The organism is Rathayibacter sp. PhB1 (genome assembly GCF_004362935.1).
GTDB lineage: Bacteria > Actinomycetota > Actinomycetes > Actinomycetales > Microbacteriaceae > Rathayibacter > Rathayibacter festucae.
Genome location: NZ_SNYD01000007.1, coordinates 135,803 through 157,955 on the forward strand (window position 1 = coordinate 135,803; position 22,153 = coordinate 157,955).

A 22,153-nucleotide genomic window follows, 5' to 3' on the forward strand; every position below is an offset into this window, starting at 1 on the left:
ATGGACGTGCTCCTCGACGTCGTCACCGCCGTGCTCGTCACCGTCGGCGCCCTGCTCTCGCTGGTCGCCGCGATCGGCCTGCTCCGCTTCGGCGATCTGCTCTCGCGGATGCACGCGGGCACGAAGCCCCAGGTGCTCGGCATCATCTGCGTGATGCTCGCCGTCGCCATCCGGAACCCCGGCTTCGCCGCCGCGGGCACCGTCGTCCTGGTGATCGGCTTCCAGCTGCTGACCGTGCCGATCTCGGCGCACATGGTCGGCCGCGCGGCCTACCGGGCCGAGGCCGTCTCCACCGGATTCCTCGTCTCGGACGAGCTCGCCGACGCCGTGCAGCGCGCGGACGACGCCTCGCGGGCGACGGGTCCGGAGACGGCGCACGCGTCCGAGGAGGCCGCCGAGCGCACGAGCGCGCCGCAGCCCGAGGACGAGGACGGCCCGGCCGCGACCGCCTAGCCGCCGGTCATCGTCCGCAGCGCGTAGCCGCCGACGGCGAGCGTCACCGCGAACAGCCCCCCGATCAGCAGCACGAGCAGCGGCACCACCCAGAGCAGGGCCCTCCGGCGTCGGGCGCGGGCGGCTTCCGGGGTCTCTTCGCTCACCCGTCGACCCTAGGCCAGGCGGCGCCTGCGCCGGGCCGGGCGCTTCCGGGGCGCCCGCTACCCTTGATGCCATGACCCTGGACTCCGCTCTCTCCGGCGCGCCCGAGAACTCCCCTGCTCCCGGGAGCTCCCCCGTCTCGTTCCCGGAGGCGGCCGGCCGGCCCGGTGCGGAGTGGTGGCGCACCGCGGTCATCTACCAGATCTACCCGCGCTCGTTCGCGGACGCCGACGGAGACGGGATCGGCGACCTCCCCGGCATCACCTCGCGCCTGGACAGCCTGGCCGAGCTCGGCATCGACGCGATCTGGCTCTCGCCGTTCATGACCTCCCCGCAGAAGGACGCCGGCTACGACGTCGCCGACTACTGCGACGTCGACCCGCTCTTCGGCACGCTGGCCGACTTCGACGCGATGCTCGCCCGCGCCCACGCGCTCGGCATCCGGGTGATCGTCGACCTCGTCCCCAACCACTCCTCGAGCGCGCACCGCTGGTTCCAGGCCGCCCTGGCCGCTCCCGCCGGCAGCGACGAGCGCGGGCGCTACCTCTTCCGCGACGGCCGCGGCGCCGCCGGCGAGCTGCCGCCGAACAACTGGGAGTCGGTCTTCGGCGGACCCGCCTGGACCCGGGTCACCGAGCCCGACGGCACGCCCGGCCAGTGGTACCTGCACCTCTTCGACACCTCGCAGCCCGACTTCGACTGGACGAACGACTGGGTGCGCGAGCGCTTCCGCGAGGTCCTGCGCTTCTGGCTGGACCGCGGCGTCGACGGCTTCCGCGTCGACGTGGCGCACGGGATGATCAAGGCCGAGGGCCTGCCCGACTACACCCCGCCCGCCGACAGCGGCTCGATGGGAGGCGTGGCGCCCGGCGACGACGCCGAGCCCGTCACCGCCCCCTACTGGGCGCAGGACGGCGTGCACGAGATCTACCGCGACTGGCACGCCCTGCTCGCCGAGTACCCGGCCGACCGCGTGCTCTGCGCGGAGGCGTGGGTGCAGCCGCTCTCGAAGCTCGCCCGCTGGGTGCGCCCCGACGAGATGCACCAGGCGTTCAACTTCGCCTACCTCGAGACGCCGTGGAGCGGACCTGCGCTGCGCAACATCATCGACTCCTCGCTGAGCTCGTTCGCCGCGGTCGGCGCCCCCTCCACCTGGGTGCTCTCGAACCACGACGTCGTGCGCCACGCCAGCCGCCTCGCCCTCACTGCCGACAACCCGCAGGGCTACGGCATCGGCCCGCGCACCCCCGGACTGCCCGACCCGGTGCTCGGCCTGCGCCGCGCGCGCGCCGCGACCGCGCTGATGCTCGCGCTGCCCGGCTCCGCCTACGTCTACCAGGGCGAGGAGCTCGGCCTGCCCGAGGCGATCGACCTGCCCGACGCGGCGCGCCAGGACCCGACCTGGTTCCGCACCGCCGGCGAGCGCTACGGCCGCGACGGCTGCCGCGTGCCCCTGCCCTGGGAGGCCGACGCGCCCGCCTACGGCTTCAACGACTCCGGCGACTCCTGGCTCCCCCAGCCCGGCGACTGGGCGCCGTTCGCGCGCGACCGCCAGACCGGCGTCGAGGGGTCGACCCTCGAGCTCTACCGGGAGCTCCTCGCGGTGCGCCGCGCGGAGGACCTCGGCTCCGGCTCGATCGAGTGGCTCGAGGGCTACCCGGAGGACGTCGTGGCGTTCCGCAACGGCGGCGTCACCGTGATCGCCAACACCGGCTCGTCGCTCGTCGAGCTGCCGGTCGGCGCGGTCGTGCTCGCCTCCGAGGAGCTGCACGAGCCGGCGCTGCCGGGCGACACGACGGTCTGGCTGCGCCAGGACTGACGTCCGAGAGTGCGATCTGCAGGTGATCCGCCGCCCCCGGGCCGCGGACTCGCGGCGGAACGGGCGGTCGCGCGCGGATCGCCTGCAGATCGAACGGGAGCGGGCGGGCCCGCGGCGGCTCAGCGCCCGGCGTTCGCCTTCAGCCAGAGGTAGGAGTCGACCTTGGTCACGCCGTCGAGGCGGATCTCGAAGTGCAGGTGCGGCCCGGTCGACATGCCGGTCGTGCCGACGAGGCCGAGCAGCTGGCCGACCTTGACCGGGTCGCCCTCGTTCACCGCCGCGCTGCCGTGCTGCATGTGCGCGTAGACGCTGGAGACGAGCTGGCCGTCGATCTCGTGGTCGACGATGACGTGCACGCCGAGTGAGCCCTCGCCGTCGATCACGGTGCGGACCACGCCGTCGGCGATCGCCTGGATCGGCGAGCCGTTGCCCGGGTTGAAGTCGGTGCCGCCGTGGTTGACCGAGCAGCCCGCGCAGTTGCGGTAGCCGAAGCGGTCGCCCACCGGCACGCCGACGGCGAAGGGCCACTGGATCGAGGCGTTCGGGTCGTTGGTGAAGCCCGCGTCGGAGGTGCGGCCGATGGCGGCGACGTCCGTCTGCGTCTTGCGCTCCTGCACGCCGAAGCCGTCGCGGGCGACGGTCTCGGCGCTGACCTCGCCGGTGGTGAACGACTGCGCGCCGCGGTCGACGGTGCCGCCGGGCGCGACGACGAGGTTCTGCGCCTGCACCTCCTCGGCCGTGAGGAGCGACGTGGCCGGCAGCGAGGTCGCCGCCACCATCGCGGCGACGAACGACAGCGCGACGAGCCCGCCGATCCGGCGGCTCGACCGCACGGGTCGCAGCGGTGCGACGCGGGGTGCGGAGACGGGCGCCGGCGGCGCGGAGCGGACGGAGGCGACCCGCAGCTCGGCGTCGCGGAGCTCGGCCGGGGCGACCGTCACTCCCTCGGCCTGGGCGTCGGCAGCGAGGGCCTGGGCGCGCTCGCGCTCGCGCAGCTCGCGACGGGTGAGGGGTGGGAGGGATTCGCCGGGGGTCGATGCGGAGGCAGCGGGCAAGGGCGAATCGGGGCTCACGAAATCCGGATCTTCCGTCGGGGGCAGGGGACGAGCGGCGCTCCGCCAGGGAGTCGAAGCGCTTCTCGGGGATCCGCGACCGCATCCTGTGCGAATGTCACGAATTCATAAAGGATAACCACGGACTCCCGATCCGGCCAGAGCGGGTCGCGCAGAGGCCGGAACCTCGTCGCCGGATCCGCGCTCGGCGCTCGGATCCTGCGCGATCATGCGCGCGCATGCACCGACTCCGCGGACCGGTCCCCGATCAGACCTCGTCGGCGCGCAGCCGCCGCAGCAGAGCCTCGAGCTCGCTGAAGATCGGCTCCGGGGCCGCGATCAGCAGCCCGTTGCCCGCCGGGCGGCCGTCGAAGCCGGCGACGACGGCCCCGGCCTCCTCCGCCACGAGGGCGCCCGCCGCGAGGTCCCACGGGTTCAGCCCGCGCTCGTAGTACGCGTTCAGCGACCCGGAGGCGACCGCGCAGAGGTCGAGCGCCGCCGAGCCGATGCGGCGGATGTCGCGCACCGAGCCGAGCAGCTCCTGCACGACCGCGCCCTGGCGCATCCGGCGCCCGGCGTCGTAGCCGAAGCCCGTGCCGACCAGCGCCAGCGACAGCGAGGCGGGCGGAGTGACGTGCAGCGCGACCCCGTCCCGCTCGGCCCCGCCGCCCCGGCTCGCGGTGTACACCTCGCCGGTCGCGCCGTTGACGACGGCCCCGGCGAGCGCCGTCCACGTCTCCGGCTCCGGCTCGCCCTCGACGACCGCGATGCTGACCGCGTAGGAGGGGATGCCGTAGAGGTAGTTGACCGTGCCGTCGATCGGATCGACGACCCAGGTGAGCCCGCTCGTCCCGCCGCCCGCGCCCGACTCCTCGCCGAGGAAGCCGTCGTCCGGCCGCGCCTCGGCGAGCCGGCGGCGGATCAGCTGCTCGACCTCGCGGTCGGCGGCCGTGACCACGTCCTCCGGCGACGACTTCGAGGCGGCGATCTCGACCCCGTCCTGGCGGCGCTGCCGGGCGAGGTGCGCCGCCTCGACGGCGATCGAGCGGGCGATGGCGAGGAGGGAGGCGTGGGCGCTCATGCGTCCAGCCTAGGGACCGGCCGGGCCGGCGGGGACGGACGCAGGTGGGGCAGACGGCGACCGGGCCCGCGGAGGATCATGGGGGCATGAGCGCCGCCGTGACCCCTCAGCCCCCGATCGCCGTGACCGGAGCCACCGGGGCGGTGGGCGGCCGCGTCGCGCGCCTGCTCGCCGACGTCGGCCTCCCCCTCCGCCTCCTCGCCCGCGACCCGTCACGCGCGCCCGAGCTGCCGGGGGCGACGTCCGTCCGCTCCTCCTTCACCGACCCGGGCGACGCGCTTCACGGTGTCCGCCTCCTGCTGATGGTGTCGGCGGCCGAGAACGAGGACCGCCTCGCGGAGCACCTCTCGATGGTCGCGGCCGCCGCCGCCGCGGGCGTCGAGCACGTCGTCTACACGTCCTTCGCCGGCGCCTCCCCCACCGCGACCTTCACGCTCGCGCGCGACCACGCCGCGACGGAGGAGGCGATCCGCGCCTCCGGAATGTCGTGGACCTTCCTCCGCGACAACCTCTATCTGGACTTCGTCCCCGCGATGCTCGGCGACGACGGCGCGATCCGCGGCCCGGCCGGCTCCGGCCGCGCGGCGATCGTCGCCCGCGAGGACGTCGCCCGCGCCGCCGCCGCGATTCTGCGCGCCCCGGCGGAGCACCGCGACGCGACCTACGAGCTCACCGGTCCCGAGGCCCTCACCTTCGACGAGATCGCCGCGGTCCTCACCGCCGCCGGCCGCCCCGCCGTCTTCGTCGACGAGACCCTCGAGGAGGCGCGCGCCTCCCGCCGCCGCTGGAACGCCCCCGACTGGCAGCTCGACGCCTGGATCAGCACCTACACCGCCGTCGCCGCCGGAGAGATGCAGTACGTCTCCGGCGACGTCGAGCGCCTGACGGGCCGCGCCCCGCTCTCCCTCGCGCAGTTCCTCGCGGCGTCGCGATCAGCACGCGGGCAGGGCGCTGCATCGGTCGAGCAGTGATCGGCCGCGCAGCGGACGACCCTTCCCCTGCTGGTCGAGTAGCGCCACAGGCGCGTATCGAGACCCGCCGTCATCAGCACGGCGGGTCTGCCGACTCGACTGCGGACGCAGGTGGATCTCGATACGCCCGCTGCGCGGGCTACTCGATCGGCATGAAGGGCGCCTGCCTGCACATGCCGGTCGAGTAGCCGCGGAACGCGGCGTATCGAGACCCCTGTGATCAGCACGGCGGGTCTGCAGACTCGACTGCGGACGCAGGTGGATCTCGATACGCCCGCTGCGCGGGCTACTCGATCAGCATGTGCACTGAGTGCCGCAGCAGCTCCATGCTGGTCGAGTAGCCCCGAAGGGGCGTATCGAGACCCACGCTCCAGAAAGACCGGGGGACGGAGGAAGCCCCGCCACCCGCCTCGTGGAGGCGCGTGCGGGGCTTCGGTCGCGATGCTGTGGCGAGTGAGGGATTCGAACCCCCGAAGGCTACGCCGTCTGATTTACAGTCAGATCCCTTTGGCCGCTAGGGTAACTCGCCGTCGCGCACCCGGCCGGGAGTCAAGCTCTCGACCGAAGGCGCTGGACAAGGATACCCACGCGCTCCCCGGATCGGAAATCGGCCTCAGCCCGCCGCCGCGGCGTAGCGGGACGCCGCCTCGGCGACCTTGCCCGCGTAGCTCGTCGCCGGGTTGTAGGCCGCGATCGCGTCGCGCCAGCCGGACTGCGTGGTGAGGTCGCCGCCGGCCTGGCAGAGGTAGCGCGCCGCGGTGACCGCCTGCTGGTCGACGTTCTGCGGGTCCCAGCCGCTCGACGCCCAGCGCATCCAGGTGGCGGGGATGATCTGCAGCGGGCCCATCGCGCGGTCCGTCTCGGGATCGCCGTCGAGCGCACCGCCGTCGTTGTCCTCGACGCGGTCGAACTGCGTGCCGTCCAGCGAGGGTCCGTAGATCGGCTCGGTGGGGCGCCCGTCCTCGCCGAGCTCGCCGCCGAAGATCGTGCCGTGCCGGCTCTCGACGTAGCCGATGCCGGCGAGTGTCGCCCAGTCGAGGCCGCAGCCGGGGTCGACGGAGGAGGTGAGCAGCGCCGCGCCGGCGTAGGCCGTGAGCGCGCGCACCGGGATGCCGCTGCCCTCGGCGGTGCCGGCCAGCCAGTCCCCGCTCGTGAGCTGTCGCACCGGAGTCGCCGCCGTCTCCTCGGGGTCCTCCAGCAGCGCCGGGTCGGCCGCGGCGGGAGCAGGGGCGGCGGGCGGCACCGTCACGACTCCGTCCTCGTACTCCACCGCGGGCTCCGCGGGGCGGGCGCAGCCGACGAGCACGAGGCCGACGAGCGGCAGGATCAGCAGGACGGGGAGGCGGCGCACCGTCCCTTCGTACCAGGCGCGCCTCCGGATCGGCCCGGCGGAGGTGCGAAAGCTAAGCTCGAAGGCATGGCAGATTCAACGTTCGACGTCGTCAGCAAGGTCGACAAGATGGAGGCGGACAACGCCCTCAACCAGGCCCACAAGGAGGTCGAGCAGCGCTACGACTTCAAGAACGTCGGCGCCTCGATCGCGTGGAGCGGCGAGAAGATCCTGATCAAGGCGAACACCGAGGAGCGGGCGAACGCCATCCTCGACGTCTTCCAGACCAAGCTGATCAAGCGCGGCATCAGCCTCAAGAGCCTCGACTCCGGTGAGCCCTTCGCCTCAGGCAAGGAGTACCGGATCGAGTCGACGCTCAAGGACGGCATCGACCAGGAGCAGGCGAAGAAGATCAACAAGCTGATCCGCGACGAGGCGCCCAAGTCGGTCAAGTCGCAGATCCAGGGAGACGAGCTCCGCGTCTCCTCCAAGAGCCGCGACGACCTCCAGGCGACGATGGCGCTGCTGCGCGGGGCCGACCTCGACCTCGACCTCCAGTTCGTCAACTTCCGCTGAGGGATGTCGCACTCCGAGAACACGCAGACCCGCCGCGGCATCGACGCCCCTGACGCGCGAGGCCGCACCGGCCTCGACCGCGAGGGCTACGACCTGACCGGCAACCCCGACGTGGTCGTGAAGTCGGTGACCCTCCTCTCCAGCCACTGGTACGTCCTGCGCACCACCGAGTTCGAGTACCGGCACCGCGACGGCCGCTGGACCACCGAGCACCGCGAGACCTACGACCGCGGCAACGGCGCGGCCGTGCTGCTCTACGACCTCGAGGCGCGCTCCGTCGTGCTCGTGCGGCAGTTCCGCTACCCCACTTACGTCAACGGCAACCTCGACGGCATGCTGCTCGAGGTGCCGGCGGGCCTGCTCGACGAGGACGGTCCGGAGGAGGGCGCGCGCCGCGAGGCGTCCGAGGAGACCGGCCTCGAGGTCGGCCGGCTCGAGCACGTTTTCGACGCGTTCATGAGCCCCGGCTCGATCACCGAGATGCTGCACTTCTACGCCGGCCCCTACCGCGCCGGCTCGAGCGACGGCGTCTACGCCGGGCTCGCGGACGAGGGCGAGGACACCGAGCTCGTCGAGCTGTCCTTCGACGAGGCCCTCGCGCAGATCGGCGTCCAGATCATCGACGCGAAGACGATCATGCTGCTGCAGTGGGCGGCCCTGAGCGGCCCGTTCTCGCGCTGACGCCGGCAGCCCTCCCCTCGCGACGGCGGATCGCCATCCATGCTGATCGAGTAGCACGCGGAGCGGGCGTATCGAGATCCACCGGCGTCAGAGGATGAGCCTTCAGGCCCGCCCTGCGAGGACGGCGGGTCTCGATACACCCCTGCGGGGCTACTCGACCAGCAGGGGAGTCATGCTGATCGAGTAGCCCTCGAAGAGGGCGTATCGAGATCCACCAGCGTTCGGAGACCGGGTCTCGAGACGCCGCTGCGCGGCTGCTCGACCAGCAGAGGCCCTCCGAGGGCCGTCCGGTCAGGCCGTGTACGCCCGCAGCGCGTCGCCGGTGCGGGTCTGCGCGCCGGCGACGAGGTCGGCCGGCGTCCCCTCGAAGACGATCGACCCGCCGTCGTGCCCCGCGCCGGGGCCGACGTCGATGATCCAGTCGGCGTGCGCCATCAGCGCCTGGTGGTGCTCGATCACGATCACCGAGGAGCCGGAGTCGACGAGGCGGTCGAGCAGGCCGAGCAGGTTGTCGACGTCGGCCAGGTGCAGGCCGGTCGTCGGCTCGTCGAGGATGTAGACCGAGCCCTTCGAGGCCATGTTGATCGCGAGCTTCAGCCGCTGCCGCTCGCCGCCGGACAGCGTGTTCAGCGGCTGCCCGAGGGTGAGGTAGCCGAGCCCCACGTCGACGAGGCGGGCCAGGATCGTGTGCGCCGGCCCGGATCCGAAGAACTCCGCCGCCTCGACGATCGGCATCGACAGCACCTCGTGGATGTTCTTCCCGCGCAGCCGGTACTCGAGCACCTCCGCGGTGAACCGCTTGCCCTCGCACTCCTCGCAGATCGAGGAGACGGTCGCCGCCGGGCCGAGCTCCGTGAAGATCAGCCCCGCGCCCTTGCAGACCGGGCAGGCACCCGCGGAGTTGGCGCTGAAGAGCGCCGCCTTGACGCCGTTCTCCTTCGCGAAGGCGGTGCGGATCGCATCGAGCACGCCGGTGTAGGTGGCGGGGTTGCTGCGCCGCGAGCCGCGGATCGGCGACTGGTCGGCGACGATCACCCCCGGCCGCTTCGCCAGCGAGCCGTGGATCAGCGAGGACTTGCCCGACCCGGCGACGCCGGTGACGACAGTCAGCACGCCGAGCGGCACGTCGACGTCGACCCCGCGGAGATTGTGCGTGGAGGCGCCGCGGATCTCGGCGACGCCCGTGCGCCGGCGCACCTCGCTCTTGAGCGGCACCCGGTGGTCGAGGTGCCGGCCGGTGAGGGTGTCGGATCCGCGCAGCGCCTCGACCGAGCCCTCGAAGCGGATCTCGCCGCCGTGCGAGCCGGCCCGCGGCCCGAGGTCGATGACGTGGTCGGCGACCGCGATGATCTCCGGCTTGTGCTCGACGACGAGCACCGTGTTGCCCTTGTCGCGGAGCCGCCGCAGCAGCTCGATCACGCGCGAGACGTCGTGCGGATGCAGCCCGGCGGTCGGCTCGTCGAAGACGTAGGTGATGTCGGTGAGGCTCGACCCCAGGTGGCGCACCATCTTCACCCGCTGCGCCTCGCCGCCGGAGAGCGTTCCGGACTCGCGGTCGAGCGAGAGGTAGCCGAGCCCGACCTGCACGAGCGCGTCCAGCGTGCCCAGCAGCGCCTCGACGATCGGCGCGACGGAGGGGTCGCGCACCCCGCGCAGCCACTCCGCGAGGTCGGTCGCCTGCATCGAGGAGCACTCGGCGATGTTCCGGCCCGCGATCAGCGAGCCCAGCGCCGCGCGGGTGAGCCGCGCTCCCCCGCACTCCGGGCAGGGGCCGAAGGCGGCCACCCGCTCGGCGAAGGCCCGGATGTGCGCCTGAGCCGCCTCCTTCGCGAGGTAGAGCCGGGTCACCTTGACCACGAGGCCCTCGTAGGTCATGTTGATGCCGGCGATCGGCATCTTGACGGCCGGCTTGTACAGGAAGTCCTCGAGCTGCTGCGGTGTGAAGTCGGCGATCGGCACGTCGGCGGGATAGAGCCCCGATTCGGCGAGGCTCTTCCAGTACCAGCCGCCGACGACGAAGTTCGGGATCGCGTCGAGCGCGCCGCCCTCGAGCGACTTCGAGCGGTCGAGCAGCGCGTCGAGGTCGATGTCGGAGACGCGGCCGGTGCCCTCGCAGCGCGGGCACATGCCCTCGGGCAGGTTGAACGAGAACGCCCCACTGGTGCCGACGTGCGGATCGCCGATCCGGCTGAACAGGATGCGCAGCATCGTGTAGGCGTCGGTCGCGGTGCCGACGGTGGAGCGGCCGTTCGCGCCCATCCGCTCCTGGTCGACGACGATCGTCGCCGAGAGCCCGTCGAGAGACTCGACGTCCGGCCGGGCCGGCGAGCCCATGAACTGCTGCAGGAACGCGGAGTAGGTCTCGTTGATCAGCCGCTGCGACTCGGCCGCGATCGTCCCGAAGACCAGCGACGACTTGCCGGAGCCCGAGACCCCCGTGAACACCGTGATCCGGCGCTTCGGGATGTCGACGTCGACGCCGCGCAGGTTGTTCTGCCGGGCTCCGCGCACCCGGATGACGTCGTGCGGGCTGCTGTCCGGACTCGTCGCGGGCAGGTCGGGCATCGTCATCGGGTCTCCGTCCGTCAGCGGTGCCCGAAGCCTAGAGGAGGCCTCCGACGTCCGGGAGTCGCCGAGGACGACCGGACCGGAAGGGCCCCCTCAGCACCGCGGTCTGGTGCTCACTGGTCGTGGCCGGCCCACACGACAGTGCGCGTGCTCTGCTGCCAGGGCTTGTCCGTGGGCCAGCTGCGGAGGGTGATGGTCTGCGGGTTCGGCAGCGGCCGGTCGAAGGTGACTCGGAAGCTGCCGGTCCCATCGGTGTCGACCGGGGGCAGCGCGGGGTCCTCGCCCAGCCGGAGCTGGAGCTTCTGACCCGCGGGGATGACACCCTCGATGCTCGTCGACGTGACGTGGAGGATTCTGATGGGCGAGCCCTCGAGACTCTCCGGGATCCGGGCCGGAACGGTGGGTCCGCCGTCCAGGACGATGCGCTCGGCGATGGTGTGGTCCTTGAACGTCGCGACGAGGCGGGTGCTGCCACCGGGCGCGTCGGCTCGCGCGGTGAGCGTGAAGTGCCCGTCGGCCGCGGTGACCGGGTCGGAGACGGGCAGTCCGTTCTTGTCGGCGTCGATGCTGTCCTGGGGCATGGTCTGCAGTTGCACGACGGCGCCGGGGGTGACGGTGCCGGTGACCGTGCGACCCTCGACGCGGAGGTCGGGTCCCCACTCCACGACGGGCTCGGGCGTGGGCTTGCCCGTGGTGGTGACCGTGACGGTCTTGCCGGTGCTCGCGAACCCGCCCGTGTCGGAGGTCGAGGAGTACAGCTCGTAGGTCGAGCTGATGCCCGGCTCCTGGAAGCCCTTCTCGTTGCGGCAGACCCACAGTCCGACCGTGTTCACCTTCTTCACCCCGCAGACCAGGGCGTGGGTGTTCGGGTTCCAGATCTGCACGAACGACCCGGGCGTGCCGGTCCCGGTGAACAAGGTCACCGCGTCGACGGTCGCCGCAGCTGCGGGCGCGGTGAACGCCCAGTCGCGCTGCACCTTCTCGACCGACGCCAGCACCATCTCCTCCGTCACCATCGGCGTCGCGAACGCGTTCCTCGACGGCGCCCACAGCGGCAGCGCATCGAGCGAGTGCCGGAACCGGCTCTGCATCGTCGTCCGGATCGAGCCCAGCGGAGTCGTGAACTCGTCCACCCGCACGGGAGTCGGGTTGGTCGTCGGGAGCGCGTCGAGGTCGACGTGATGCTTGAAGCCGTTGATCGACACTCCGCCGTTGTCGTTCATCGTGTCCGCCCACTTCTTGCGGAACTCGGTGAACACGGCACCGCTGTTGTACTCCTGCAGCAGAACGTCGAGCCCCTGATCCAGGCTCAGAGCACCCGCCGCCGCGATCCTCGCCAGCTCCTGGTCGGTGGCCTCGCGGATGAGGCGCTTCTGCTCCTGACTGCCGCCGGGACCACCGCCCGTCGTCAAGTCATCACCCGCGCTGAGCTGCTCGAGGTCGACCTTGGTCTGGAGGTAGTCGGCGCGGTAGCGGGCCTCGTCCATCCGGTCCGAGACCGCGTCGCGCATCGAGTCGGCCATCGCGCCCGCCTGCTTCTCCAATGCCGGCAGCGCCCAGTCCTTGAACGCCACCGCCATCTGCTGCCCCGCATCCATCGCCCCCTCCACCGGCGACGGGTGCGACCAGATCGAGGTGGCCGTGTAGAGGACCATCAGCGGCGCCAGGACCGGCATCGCAGCCGTCAGGGTCCCCGCCATCGAGAAGATGAAGTCCGTCTCGCTGCCGCCCTGGTCGAACGCGATGATCGACGTCACGAACCCGACCACCGACCCCGCAGCGCCCAACGTCGTCGCGATCCTCGACCCCAGGATCGGCGCGATCGTGGTGACGATGTCCGTCGTCGTGTTCGTGATCGACAGCGCACTCACATCGCCCTGCATCAACCCCAGAACATCCATCCCGATGCCCGCCGCGCTCAACGAGTCCGACCCCGCCAAGAACCGGAACGACGCCCGCTCCAGCCCCGCGACGACCTTCGGATAACGCGCCCACACCCCCGACGCCAACCCGGGCCCGTGCACCTGACGGATCGCATCCCCGACCGGGTCGGCGAGCACGCGACGCTGCACGGCCCGCGGACCCTCGAACGCCGACCGCACCTCCGCCGCCACCCGCGCCTTGAAGGCCGCCGCGTCCTCCTGGGACGGACGCCGGTGCGCCGTGACCGCGCAGGTGAGGCACGACTCCCCCGAGCGCGCCCCGAGCCGGTCCTCGGACCCGCCGGGTGAAGTGGACCGGCTCGGCGCCCCCTCCGGCGCTGCGGGCGGAAGATCGGGCGGCTCCGGCGCCTCCCATGTCCCTCTCAACGGCACGACGTCGGTCCGACCCCGCAGATCGGGGGCCTCCCAGTCGGCGAAGCCGCGAGGGACGGTGACATCGAGCGTCGTCAGCAGCTCTCCCTTGATCTCGAACATGCTGGCGTTGTACTCGGGGCGCGTCACGATGCCCCGCTCGCGCGCGAAGGTGAGCTCGGTCGGCGGATGCAGGGCCATGCTCAGCCGGGCCGCCGCGGCGCGGCGCCAGGCCTCCCGCTGCGCCGCCGGAGTGCCGGCGGCGAGAGACCTGTCCGTGGCATGCCTCTGAGCCCGCAGGAACCACGGATCCACGCCGATCGAGGGGAACTCCTCCTTCGTGAACACCGGCGCCTCACCCTTCGGGCCGCGCGACGTGAGCGCCGCCCGCGCCCTCACCAACCCGCCCGGACCCCCGTGCGCGAACACCTCCGTCAGGTTCTCCTGGATCTCGCCGTCACCGTCCGCGGGACCGGACAGCGGCCACCTCGTCCACTCGGGCGTGAGGACCCAGATCTCACCCGTCGGCTCGGCTCCCGCCGCCGCCGCCACCGCGTGCATGAGCTCGTGATGCACGGCCGTCTCGGTGCGCAGGATCCGGCCCTTCCCCGAGGCGGGGTCGAACCACATCGACTGCGCCGAGTCCCCCTCCTCCCAGAAGTCCGGGCTCAGGCTGATCATGCTGCCCACTCCTGCGAGGTCGGGAGTGAAGGTCGTCGTCGTCGTCCCGTCGAGCCCGCTGTGAGCGCGTCCGGCGAACACGATCTGCACGTCCGACGTCACCCGCGCGGATCCGTCCGGCCCGGAGACGGTCCAGACGGACGTCGCATCGGGGCCGACGAGATGCGGGATCGCCTTCAGCTCGAGGTCGCCCGTCGGAGTCGCTCGGATGAGATCGAGGACGTCCGAGACCCGATCGACCAGCGTCTGGAAGCGGTCCTCCGACAGCACCGCTCCGTCCGGGTCCATTCCGTTCTCCCGCGTCCGCGCGGACGGGATCATGTCCGTGACGCCGATGCCCGGCGCCACGCGGACGACGCGGTACGGAAGGTCCGACAGGGGATGCTTCAGGGTCAGCCCGTCCGCGCCCGGACGGCGGACGTCCACGCGGTGCGTCGGCGCGCTCGCGCCGGGCGGAGGAGGCTGAGTCATCGCCTGTGCCGGCGGTGCCAGCAGAGCGGCCAGCAGTGTCAGGACGACGACCACGGCCGCCGTCCTCGCTCGCTTCGTCCGACCCTCGACCCGTGCTCGTGCGCTCATCCCAGGGACGGTAGCGATGCCGGGGAGCCCATAGCGGGCCTGCTCGGCGTCCTGGCGCGCGGCGCACGAACGCCCTGATCGAGCGACGACGAGCGCGTGGGAGCCACTCGTGCAGACCTCCCGCCGCGGTCGGCCGGTGGACCCCGCTCCGCGCCGTTTCGAGAGCCGCCGGGACGCACGGAAGGGCCCCCGGATCGCTCCGGAGGCCCTTCGACGGCGGGCGTCAGCTCGAGACGGTCTCGCCGCGCGAGATCGAGATCATGTCCTCGCGCGGGACGACCTTCACGCGGACACGGCCCTGCGGAGCGCCGAGCGCCTGCTCGTGCTCGTCGAGGCGGTGCCAGCCGTCGAGGTCGGTGTAGGCGACGCCGCGCTCCTCGAGCAGGGCGACGACCGCCGACTCCTCGGGGTGCGCCGGCGTCCACCAGGACGCCTGGTCGTTGAGCACGTGACCGACGGTCTCCATCGCGTCCGACTTGGTGTGCCCGATCAGGCCGACCGGTCCGCGCTTGATCCAGCCGGTGGCGTAGACGCCGTGCACCGGCTCGTCGTTGTCGTCCAGCACCTGGCCCTCGCGGTTCGGGATGACGCCGCGCATCTCGTCGAACGGCAGGCCGTCCAGCGGGGAGCCGAAGTAGCCGACGGCGCGGTAGACGGCCTGGACCGCGATCTCGCGGATCTCGCCGGTGCCGCGGGTGCCGCCCTCGCCGTCCGGCTCGGTGCGCTCGTAGCGGATGGCCGAGACGCGGCCGGCGCCGTCGTCGACGAGCTCGAGCGGCTTGGCCCAGAAGTGCAGGTGCAGGCGGCGCGAGGCGGAGCCGACCTCTCGGGTGCGCCACTGGTTCAGCACCCGGTTGATCACCATGACCTGCTTGTTCGTCTCGATGGCGGCCTGCGAGGCGGCGTCGAGCACGAAGTCCTCGTCGGCGACGATCATGTCGACGTCGCGCAGCTCGCCGAGCTCGCGCAGCTCGAGCGGGGTGAACTTCACCTGCGCCGGTCCGCGGCGGCCGAAGACGTGCACGTCGGTGACGGGCGAGGCGGCCAGCGCGTCGTAGACGTTCGGCGGCACCTCGGTGGGCAGCAGGTCCTCGGCGTGCTTCGCGAGCATCCGCGAGACGTCGAGCGCGACGTTGCCGTTGCCGATCACGGCGACGGACGAGGCCTCGAGCGGCCAGGTGCGCGGCACGTCGGGGTGCCCGTCGAACCAGCTGACGAAGTCGGCGGCGCCGTAGGAGCCCTCCAGCTCGACCCCGGGGACGTCGAGCGGGGCGTCGCGGATCGCGCCGGTCGAGAAGATGACGGCGTTGTAGTGCCGCTTGAGGTCCTCGAGCGTGATGTCGGTGCCGAAGTGCACGTTGCCGAAGATGCGGATGTCGCCGCGGTCGAGCACCTCGCGGAGCGCCGTGATGATGCCCTTGATCCGCGGGTGATCGGGCGCGACGCCGTAGCGGACGAGTCCGTAGGGCGCCGGCAGGTGCTCGAACAGATCGATCGAGACGTCGTACTTCTTCTCGGCCTTGATCATGAGGTCGGCGGCGTAGATGCCCGCAGGACCCGCGCCGACGATGGCCAGCCTGAGCTTGGTCATTGCATTCCTCCTGCCGGGGCGCCGAGGCGCGTCTCCGGACTCATTCCTGCGGCGCTCGAATGCGCGCCGCGACGATTCGGTCAGCCGTTGCGGTCGACGACCGTGTCGGCGAAGCGCGTGAGCGCCTTGCGGACCGGCCCGTCGGGCAGCGGGGCGAGGGCGTCGACGGCCTCATCGGCCCAGGCGTGGGCCTCGGCGAGGGTCTGAGCCGTCACGGGGTGGTCGCGCAGCTGCGCGATGGCGTCGGAGATGTCGGCGCTCTGCTCGTCGGTGTGCGCGATCGCGTCGTTCGTGCGGCTGACGTAGCTCTCGATCCGGGCGAGCAGCACGGCCGCGTCGCGGTCGGTCGCGGCGCGCTCGCGCAGGCGCAGGATCGGCAGCGTCGAGACGCCGGCGCGGATGTCGGTGCCCGGGTTCTTGCCGGTCTCCTCCGGCTGCGGCGAGAGGTCGATCACGTCGTCGACGATCTGGAAGGCGACGCCGATCTTCTCGCCGAAGACGCGCACCGCTTCCTCGAACGGCGCGGGCGCCTCGGAGAAGACGACGCCGGTGCGGGCGGCGGCGGCGATCAGCGAGCCGGTCTTGTCGGCCAGGACGCCGAGGTAGTGCTCGACCGGGTCCTCGCCGGCGCCCGGGCCGACGGTCTCGTGCAGCTGCCCGAGGACGAGGCGCTCGAAGGTGTCGGTCTGCAGCCGGATCGCGCGCTCGCCGAGCTCGGTCATCAGCTGGTTCGCCCGGGCGAAGAGCAGGTCACCGGTGAGGATGGCGACGTTGTTGCCCCAGACGGTCTGCGCCGACGGCACGCCGCGGCGCTTCTCCGCCTCGTCCATGACGTCGTCGTGGTAGAGCGAGCCGAGGTGGGTGATCTCGATGGCCTGCGCGGCGCTGAGCACCTCGGGGGTGTTGCCCCGGCCGAGCTGCGCGGTGAGCAGGGTGAGCATCGGCCGCACCCGCTTGCCGCCGGCCTCGAGCAGGTAGCGCGTCGAGACGTCGGCGACCGCGTCCGCGAAGGACAGCTGCTGGACCATGCCGGCCTCGACCCGTTCGAGCCCGTCGTCGATCGCACGCGCGAGAGCGCGGTCCGGAGCGGTCGAGAAGATGCGCTCGGAGAGGCCGAGCTGCGCCGTCAGAGACGGACTGCGGCGGGCGACGGGCGCACTGGCGTTCACACTCAAACCCTAACGTCTCGGCCCGGCAGGCCCCTGGGCGCGCATCAGGTCGCCGCGATCGGCTTGATCCCGCGATGCAGGGCCACGATCCCGGCGGTGAGGTCGCGGTAGGCGACGCGCTCGAAGCCGGCCGCGCGGAGCCAGCCCGCGACGACCTTCTGCTCGGGCCAGGCGCGGATGGAGTCGCCGAGGTAGTCGTAGGCCGGGTCGTTGGAGGAGGCGAGGCCGACGATCACGGGCATGACCTTCGACAGGTAGAAGTCGTAGGCGGCGGCGAGCGGCTTGAGCGGCGGGGTCGAGAACTCGCAGATCACGACCCGGCCGCCGGGCTTGACGACGCGGAAGAACTCGGCGAGCGCGGTCCGCGGCTCGGAGACGTTGCGCAGGCCGAAGGAGATGGTGACGGCGTCGAAGGAGTCGTCCTCGAAGGGGAGCTTCATCGCGTCGGCCAGGACGAACTCGATGAGCTCGTTCTCGGCGTGCCGGCGGCGGCCGACCGAGATCATCCCGCGGGAGAAGTCGGCGGCGACGACCTGCGCACCGGAGCGCGCCAGCGAGGCGCTCGAGGTGCCGGTGCCTGCCGCGACGTCGAGGATCCGCTCGCCCGGCGCCGGGTTGACGGCGCGGGTCGTGGCGATCCGCCAGAGGTGGTCGTTGCCGACGGACAGGACGGTGTTCGTCAGGTCGTAGGCGGGCGCCACCGTGTCGAACATGGCAGCGACCTCGTCGGGCCGCTTGGTGAGGTCTGCCTTTGTCACGATCAACGAGTCTAGGGCGAGGAGCGGAGTGGCGGCTGTGCATCCACCGCCCTTGCACATCCGCTCAGGCGACCGGCGCCGGACCGGCGGAACCGCGCGAGAGGAGCGGGACGGGAGGGAGGTGCCGGGGCCGCCTTGCTCCGCCTAGCTGCGACGGCCCCGGACGAGGAAACCGTAGCAGCGGACCCCCGGGCGAGGGTGGTCTCGGCGCACAACGTCTCGCTTTCTGCGGCGGGCGTACTGTGGAGCAGTGACATCGACCGGGGCCGGAGCTCCTCCCCTCCATGCCGAGACGACTCCGCTCGACGGCCCGCACGAGCTGATCACCCGCGTCGATCCGCGGCAGCCGCTGCTCTGGCAGCGCGGCGGCGCAGGACTGGCCGGGCTCGGCGAGGCTCTGCGGCTGGAGTTCTCCGGCCCGGATCGCATCCGCGAGGCCTCCGCCGCGTGGCGCGAACTGTCGGCTGCGGCTGTCGTCGCGGATCCGCTCGGCGTCCCGGGCACGGGACTGGTGGCCTTCGGGGCCTTCGCCTTCTCCAGCCGGTCGAGCGCGACGAGCGTCCTGATCGTCCCCCGCGTGGTCATCGGCTCGCGGGGCGGGCGGTCGTGGGTGACCCGCATCCGGACGGCCGACGAGACGGCCGGCTCGACGGCGGTCCCCGCTCCGCTGCCCTTCGGCGACGAGTTCCGCCTCCCCCTCCTCCCCGGTGCGATGACGCCGGACGCGTATCGCGCCGCGGTCGCGTCGGCCGTCGGCTCGATCCGCTCCGGCGCTCTCGAGAAGGTCGTGCTCGCCCGCGACCTGCAGGGACGGCTCCCCCGGGACGCCGACCGCCGGCGCCTGCTCCGCGATCTCGCGAACGGCTACCCGGACTGCTGGACCTTCGCGGTCGACGGCTTCCTCGGCGCCAGTCCCGAGACGCTCGTCGGCGTGGACCACGGCGCGATCACCGCGCGCGTCCTCGCCGGCACCAGCGCGCGCGGCGGCGACGCGGAGGAGGACGCCGCGATCGTGCGCGCCCTCCTCGCGAGCCCGAAGGACCGCTCCGAGCACGCGTTCGCCATCGCCAGCCTGCTGCGCGAGCTGCGGCCGCACACCGGCGCGCTCACGACCACTCCGGAGCCCTTCGCTCTGAAGCTGCCGAACCTGTGGCACCTCGCGACCGACGTCCGTGGGACCCTCGACGACGCCTCGACCGCGCTCGACCTCGTCGACGCCCTGCACCCGACCGCCGCCGTCGCCGGAACGCCGACCGACCGCGCGCTCGCCCTGCTGGAGGAGCTCGAGCCGTTCGACCGCGGCCGCTACGCCGGTCCGGTGGGCTGGATCGACGGCAACGGCGACGGCGAGTGGGCCGTGGGGCTGCGCAGCGCGCAGGTCTCCCCCGACGGCGCGGTCACCGCCTGGGCCGGTGCGGGCATCGTCGCGGACAGCGATCCCGCCACCGAGCTCGCGGAGACCGGCATGAAGTTCCGGCCGATCCTCGACGCCCTGAGCTGACGGCTGCGGCCGCCCGGGAGATCAGCGTGCGAGCGCGATCTCGACGATGCCCGGGCCCTCGCCCGGCGAGGTGAGCGCCTGCTCCAGCTCGCCGCGGGTGGCGACGAGGCGGTGCGACCAGCCGTAGGCCGTCGCCAGGGACGCGATGTCGACGGTCTGCGGCGTGAACTGCACGCGGTCGAAGGCGTCGGGAGCCGAGCTGGTGGCGACCTCGAGCCCGTCGAAGATGGTGCCACCGCCGTCGTTCACGACGACGAGCTGCACGCGCGGGCGGCGCTCGCCCGGGGCGAGCAGCAGTCCGCCCGCCTCGTGCAGGAGCGTGAGGTCGCCGAGGACGACGCGGGTGGCGCCGCCCGAGCCCGCGTCGGCGGACTGCGAGGCGACGGCGATGCCGAGGGCGGTCGAGACCGTGCCGTCGATGCCGGCGAGCCCGCGGTTGGAGTGCACGGTGATCCGCTTGCCGGGCAGCGAGCCGTCCGCGACGCGGATCAGGCGCGAGGCGCCGAAGAGCAGGCGGTCGTGCGGCCAGGTGACGCGCCAGACGGCGGCGACGACGAACTCGCGGGTGAGCGGCGCGCGGATCGCGGTCAGGGCGTTCCGGGCGTAGCCCCGGCGGTCCTCGATCGACATCGAGCCGCCGTCGGGCGCCTCGGGGATCGCGTCGGGGTCGGCGTCGGCCACGAGCGCGCGGCTCGCCGACACCCAGGAGCCGGCCCAGGCGCGTTCCGACCGCTCGGGCCGCGGCGAGTCCTCGGGACGGACGACGGCGAGGGCGCGGACGCTGCGCGCGCGGCGGCCGGGGTTGTAGAACTCGCGGCGACCGCGGTCCACGACGATCACCTCGACGTCCTCGCGGCGCAGCAGCTCCGGGACCTCGCGGGAGAGGGTCGGGTGGCCGAGGACGATCGCCCGGTGGACGCGGCCGCCGAACTCGGACTCGGCGAGGAGGCGTCGCCAGGCGACGACGAGCTGCGGACCGAAGCGGGCCCCGGAGGAGACCTCGGCGAGCAGCGGCCAGTCGCCGGCACGGGCGAGCGCCTCGGCCTCGGCCCCGGCCTTGTCGCCGGCGATGACGACGGTGAGGGGCTCGAGCGGGCCGGCGGCGATCGTCTCCGGGGCGACCGCGGCCTCGTCCGGGGCCGGTGCGGCGGATCCGGGCTCTTGCACCTCGAAGGCGGGCAGGCGGGAGGACAGCGGGTCGCGGAAGGCCAGGTTGAGGTGCACGGGGCCGCCCGGGCGGGATGCCGCGGCGTGCGCGCGGTCGGCGAGGGCGCGGGCCGACTCCACCTGCGTCTGCGCGTCGGGGGCCGCGACGTCCTCGAAGAGGCGGACGGCGCGGCCGAACAGCTCGACCTGGTCGGTGGTCTGGTTGGAGCGGATGCCGCGCAGCTCGCCGGGGCGGTCGGCCGTGAGCACGATCATCGGCACGTCGGACGCGTCGGCCTCGAGCACGGCGGGGTGCAGGTTGGCGGTCGCGGTGCCGGACGTCGTGATCAGGACGGCGGGCGAACCGGTCTCGAGTGCGAGGCCGAGGGCGAGGAAGCCGGCGGAGCGCTCGTCGATCCGGACGTGCAGCCGGATGCGGCCGCGGGTCTCGAGCTCGGCCGCGACGAGCGCGAGTGCCTGGGAGCGGGAGCCGGGCGAGACGACGACATCGCGGACGCCGAGCGCGACGAAGCGGGTGAGGAGGTCGACCGCGAAACGGGTGGAGGGGGCGACCGGAGCCGCGTCAGGCATCCCGACGGCCGGTGCCGTCCGACTCGCCGGAGTCGTCGAGATCGGCGAGGTCGCGCTCGAGCTGGGCGATGCGCTCGGCCTGCTCGCGCTCCTTCTCCGGGTCGCGCTCGCGGCGGAGGGTGCCGAGGAAGTCGGGGTCGTCGTCCGGGGCCGTGAAACGGCGGCCCTCGGAGCGCTGCTTGCGAGGGCGGCCGATCCAGAACCAGAGGCCCGCACCGATGATCGGCAGCAGGAGGACCACGAGGACCCACGACCACTTGGGGATCGCGCGCACCGAGTGGCGATTGCTCAGGGCGACGTCGATCACGGTGTAGACCGTGAAGACGGCGAGGGCCACGAGCAGGCCGATGAACAGGCGGATCATGGTGTCCAGTGTACGTCCGGGGTCCTCGAAGGAACCGGGCGCACGGATGCTGGACAGGGAGCTCCCGGGGTGCTCACGGACGCGCATGCAGGGGCCGACGTACACTTGCCCGGTGAAACTGAGCCGCGCGGTCGTCGTCTACTCGCTCCTGCGTCTGGCCATGTTCGCCGGCGTCTTCGTGCTGGTGTACCTGCCGGCGCGCTCCTTCGTCGACTCCGAGCTGACGGCGGCGGTGACGGCCGGCTTCGTCGCCGCCATCGCGAGCATGTCGCTCTCCTACATCGTGCTGCGCAAGCCGCGCGAGCGGATCGCCGAGGCCATCTACGAGCGCCGCAAGGACGTCCCGCGCACGCCCACCGACGACGACATCGAGGACGCCGCGGTCGACGCGGCCCGCGACGGGCGCCCGGGCGCCTGACCCCGCGGCGAGATCGGCCTGCTCACCTCGCCTCTCGGTGACGGTGGGTCTCGATACGCCCCTCCGGGGCTACTCGACCAGCATGAAGAGAGATGTCGCTCGCGCGGCGGGCGCCCTTTGCTGATCGAGTAGCGCGCGCAGCGCGCGTGTCGAGATCCACCACCGTCGGCACGGTGGTCTGCAGACTCAGCCTCTCGGTGACGGTGGGTCTCGATACGCCCCTCCGGGGCTACTCGACCAGCATGAAGAGAGATGTCACTCGCGCGGCGGGCGCCCTTTGCTGATCGAGTAGCGCGCGCAGCGCGCGTGTCGAGATCCACCACCGTCGGCACGGTGGTCTGCAGACTCAGCCTCTCGGTGACGGTGGGTCTCGATACGCCCCTGCG

The 22,153-nt window shown here is 72.6% G+C and carries 18 protein-coding genes and 1 tRNA gene; 7 read left to right on the top strand and 12 right to left on the bottom strand.

Annotation, left to right across the window (positions count from 1 at the left end; genetic code table 11):
• Positions 1-453, top strand: a complete 453-nt coding sequence (gene mnhG / locus EDF17_RS17180; protein ID WP_243732950.1) for a monovalent cation/H(+) antiporter subunit G — start codon at positions 1-3, stop codon at positions 451-453.
• Here the strand turns inward: mnhG and EDF17_RS19990 are convergent.
• Complete coding sequence (locus EDF17_RS19990; RefSeq protein ID WP_159422145.1) at positions 450-599, bottom strand: hypothetical protein; 150 nt, start codon at positions 597-599, stop codon at positions 450-452. The genes mnhG and EDF17_RS19990 overlap by 4 nt on opposite strands.
• 71 nt (positions 600-670) lie before the next feature.
• On the opposite strand from EDF17_RS19990, the gene EDF17_RS17185 reads away from it, so the two are divergent.
• Positions 671-2,416: an alpha-amylase family glycosyl hydrolase gene (locus EDF17_RS17185; RefSeq protein ID WP_123447851.1), complete on the top strand. Its 1,746-nt coding sequence runs from the start codon at positions 671-673 to the stop codon at positions 2,414-2,416.
• Positions 2,417-2,535: 119 nt separating this feature from the next.
• Here EDF17_RS17185 and EDF17_RS17190 read toward each other — a convergent pair whose 3' ends face one another.
• The gene (locus tag EDF17_RS17190; RefSeq protein WP_123447852.1) at positions 2,536-3,471 is read right to left on the bottom strand and encodes a M23 family metallopeptidase; all 936 of its coding nucleotides are present in this window, start codon (positions 3,469-3,471) and stop codon (positions 2,536-2,538) included.
• A gap of 265 nt (positions 3,472-3,736) precedes the next feature.
• The gene (locus tag EDF17_RS17195) at positions 3,737-4,549 is read right to left on the bottom strand and encodes an inositol monophosphatase family protein (protein WP_123447853.1); all 813 of its coding nucleotides are present in this window, start codon (positions 4,547-4,549) and stop codon (positions 3,737-3,739) included.
• An 86-nt stretch (positions 4,550-4,635) separates the two neighbouring features.
• Here EDF17_RS17195 and EDF17_RS17200 point away from each other — a divergent pair, with 86 nt between their 5' ends.
• A complete protein-coding gene (locus tag EDF17_RS17200) occupies positions 4,636-5,520 on the top strand; it encodes an NAD(P)H-binding protein (protein ID WP_123447854.1) in 885 nt (294 codons plus the stop codon).
• A 447-nt stretch (positions 5,521-5,967) separates the two neighbouring features.
• Here the strand turns inward: EDF17_RS17200 and EDF17_RS17205 are convergent.
• Both EDF17_RS17205 and EDF17_RS17210 read right to left on the bottom strand, forming a co-directional pair.
• Positions 5,968-6,049: transfer RNA gene (locus tag EDF17_RS17205), tRNA-Tyr, on the bottom strand.
• An 84-nt stretch (positions 6,050-6,133) separates the two neighbouring features.
• Positions 6,134-6,871: a hypothetical protein gene (locus EDF17_RS17210; RefSeq protein ID WP_123447855.1), complete on the bottom strand. Its 738-nt coding sequence runs from the start codon at positions 6,869-6,871 to the stop codon at positions 6,134-6,136.
• Between the two features lie 66 nt (positions 6,872-6,937).
• On the opposite strand from EDF17_RS17210, the gene EDF17_RS17215 reads away from it, so the two are divergent.
• Together EDF17_RS17215 and EDF17_RS17220 are read left to right on the top strand one after the other, a co-directional pair.
• The gene (locus EDF17_RS17215) at positions 6,938-7,426 is read left to right on the top strand and encodes a YajQ family cyclic di-GMP-binding protein (RefSeq protein WP_123447856.1); all 489 of its coding nucleotides are present in this window, start codon (positions 6,938-6,940) and stop codon (positions 7,424-7,426) included.
• A gap of 3 nt (positions 7,427-7,429) precedes the next feature.
• A complete protein-coding gene (locus EDF17_RS17220; RefSeq protein ID WP_123447857.1) occupies positions 7,430-8,107 on the top strand; it encodes an NUDIX domain-containing protein in 678 nt (225 codons plus the stop codon).
• 291 nt (positions 8,108-8,398) lie between these two features.
• Here EDF17_RS17220 and EDF17_RS17225 read toward each other — a convergent pair whose 3' ends face one another.
• The 5 genes from EDF17_RS17225 to ubiE form a co-directional block, all read right to left on the bottom strand.
• Positions 8,399-10,678 carry an excinuclease ABC subunit UvrA gene (locus EDF17_RS17225; RefSeq protein ID WP_166649729.1) on the bottom strand — a complete coding sequence of 760 codons (2,280 nt, stop codon included), beginning with the start codon at positions 10,676-10,678 and terminating at the stop codon, positions 8,399-8,401.
• Positions 10,679-10,788: 110 nt separating this feature from the next.
• Entirely contained in the window at positions 10,789-14,229 is a 3,441-nt protein-coding gene (locus EDF17_RS17230) for a hypothetical protein (RefSeq protein WP_133672133.1), read from the bottom strand.
• 223 nt (positions 14,230-14,452) lie between these two features.
• Positions 14,453-15,820, bottom strand: coding sequence for an FAD-dependent oxidoreductase (locus EDF17_RS17235; RefSeq protein ID WP_123447859.1), 1,368 nt, complete (start codon positions 15,818-15,820; stop codon positions 14,453-14,455).
• An 80-nt stretch (positions 15,821-15,900) separates the two neighbouring features.
• Positions 15,901-16,989 carry a polyprenyl synthetase family protein gene (locus tag EDF17_RS17240; protein WP_123447860.1) on the bottom strand — a complete coding sequence of 363 codons (1,089 nt, stop codon included), beginning with the start codon at positions 16,987-16,989 and terminating at the stop codon, positions 15,901-15,903.
• Between the two features lie 44 nt (positions 16,990-17,033).
• Complete coding sequence (ubiE, locus tag EDF17_RS17245; protein WP_123705614.1) at positions 17,034-17,747, bottom strand: bifunctional demethylmenaquinone methyltransferase/2-methoxy-6-polyprenyl-1,4-benzoquinol methylase UbiE; 714 nt, start codon at positions 17,745-17,747, stop codon at positions 17,034-17,036.
• A gap of 250 nt (positions 17,748-17,997) precedes the next feature.
• On the opposite strand from ubiE, the gene EDF17_RS17250 reads away from it, so the two are divergent.
• Positions 17,998-19,248, top strand: a complete 1,251-nt coding sequence (locus EDF17_RS17250; RefSeq protein WP_123447862.1) for an isochorismate synthase — start codon at positions 17,998-18,000, stop codon at positions 19,246-19,248.
• Positions 19,249-19,269: 21 nt separating this feature from the next.
• On the opposite strand, the gene menD is transcribed toward EDF17_RS17250, so the two are convergent.
• Both menD and EDF17_RS17260 read right to left on the bottom strand, forming a co-directional pair.
• On the bottom strand, positions 19,270-20,985 hold the full coding sequence (gene menD, locus EDF17_RS17255) for a 2-succinyl-5-enolpyruvyl-6-hydroxy-3-cyclohexene-1-carboxylic-acid synthase (RefSeq protein WP_123447863.1): 1,716 nt from the start codon (positions 20,983-20,985) through the stop codon (positions 19,270-19,272).
• Entirely contained in the window at positions 20,978-21,349 is a 372-nt protein-coding gene (locus EDF17_RS17260; protein WP_123447864.1) for a PLD nuclease N-terminal domain-containing protein, read from the bottom strand. The genes menD and EDF17_RS17260 overlap by 8 nt, the downstream gene beginning before the upstream one ends.
• A 112-nt stretch (positions 21,350-21,461) precedes the next feature.
• On the opposite strand from EDF17_RS17260, the gene EDF17_RS17265 reads away from it, so the two are divergent.
• Positions 21,462-21,767 carry a DUF4229 domain-containing protein gene (locus EDF17_RS17265; protein ID WP_159422135.1) on the top strand — a complete coding sequence of 102 codons (306 nt, stop codon included), beginning with the start codon at positions 21,462-21,464 and terminating at the stop codon, positions 21,765-21,767.
• The last annotated feature ends 386 nt before the right edge of the window (positions 21,768-22,153 follow it).

Coding starts and splice junctions, on each gene's coding strand:
- mnhG (WP_243732950.1), top strand. CDS start 1: ATGGACGTGCTCCTCGACGTCGTCACCGCCGTGCTCGTCACCGTCGGC.
- EDF17_RS17185 (WP_123447851.1), top strand. CDS start 671: ATGACCCTGGACTCCGCTCTCTCCGGCGCGCCCGAGAACTCCCCTGCT.
- EDF17_RS17195 (WP_123447853.1), bottom strand. CDS start 4,549: ATGAGCGCCCACGCCTCCCTCCTCGCCATCGCCCGCTCGATCGCCGTC.
- EDF17_RS17200 (WP_123447854.1), top strand. CDS start 4,636: ATGAGCGCCGCCGTGACCCCTCAGCCCCCGATCGCCGTGACCGGAGCC.
- EDF17_RS17215 (WP_123447856.1), top strand. CDS start 6,938: ATGGCAGATTCAACGTTCGACGTCGTCAGCAAGGTCGACAAGATGGAG.
- EDF17_RS17220 (WP_123447857.1), top strand. CDS start 7,430: ATGTCGCACTCCGAGAACACGCAGACCCGCCGCGGCATCGACGCCCCT.
- EDF17_RS17225 (WP_166649729.1), bottom strand. CDS start 10,678: ATGACGATGCCCGACCTGCCCGCGACGAGTCCGGACAGCAGCCCGCAC.
- EDF17_RS17230 (WP_133672133.1), bottom strand. CDS start 14,229: ATGAGCGCACGAGCACGGGTCGAGGGTCGGACGAAGCGAGCGAGGACG.
- EDF17_RS17235 (WP_123447859.1), bottom strand. CDS start 15,820: ATGACCAAGCTCAGGCTGGCCATCGTCGGCGCGGGTCCTGCGGGCATC.
- menD (WP_123447863.1), bottom strand. CDS start 20,985: ATGCCTGACGCGGCTCCGGTCGCCCCCTCCACCCGTTTCGCGGTCGAC.
- EDF17_RS17260 (WP_123447864.1), bottom strand. CDS start 21,349: ATGATCCGCCTGTTCATCGGCCTGCTCGTGGCCCTCGCCGTCTTCACG.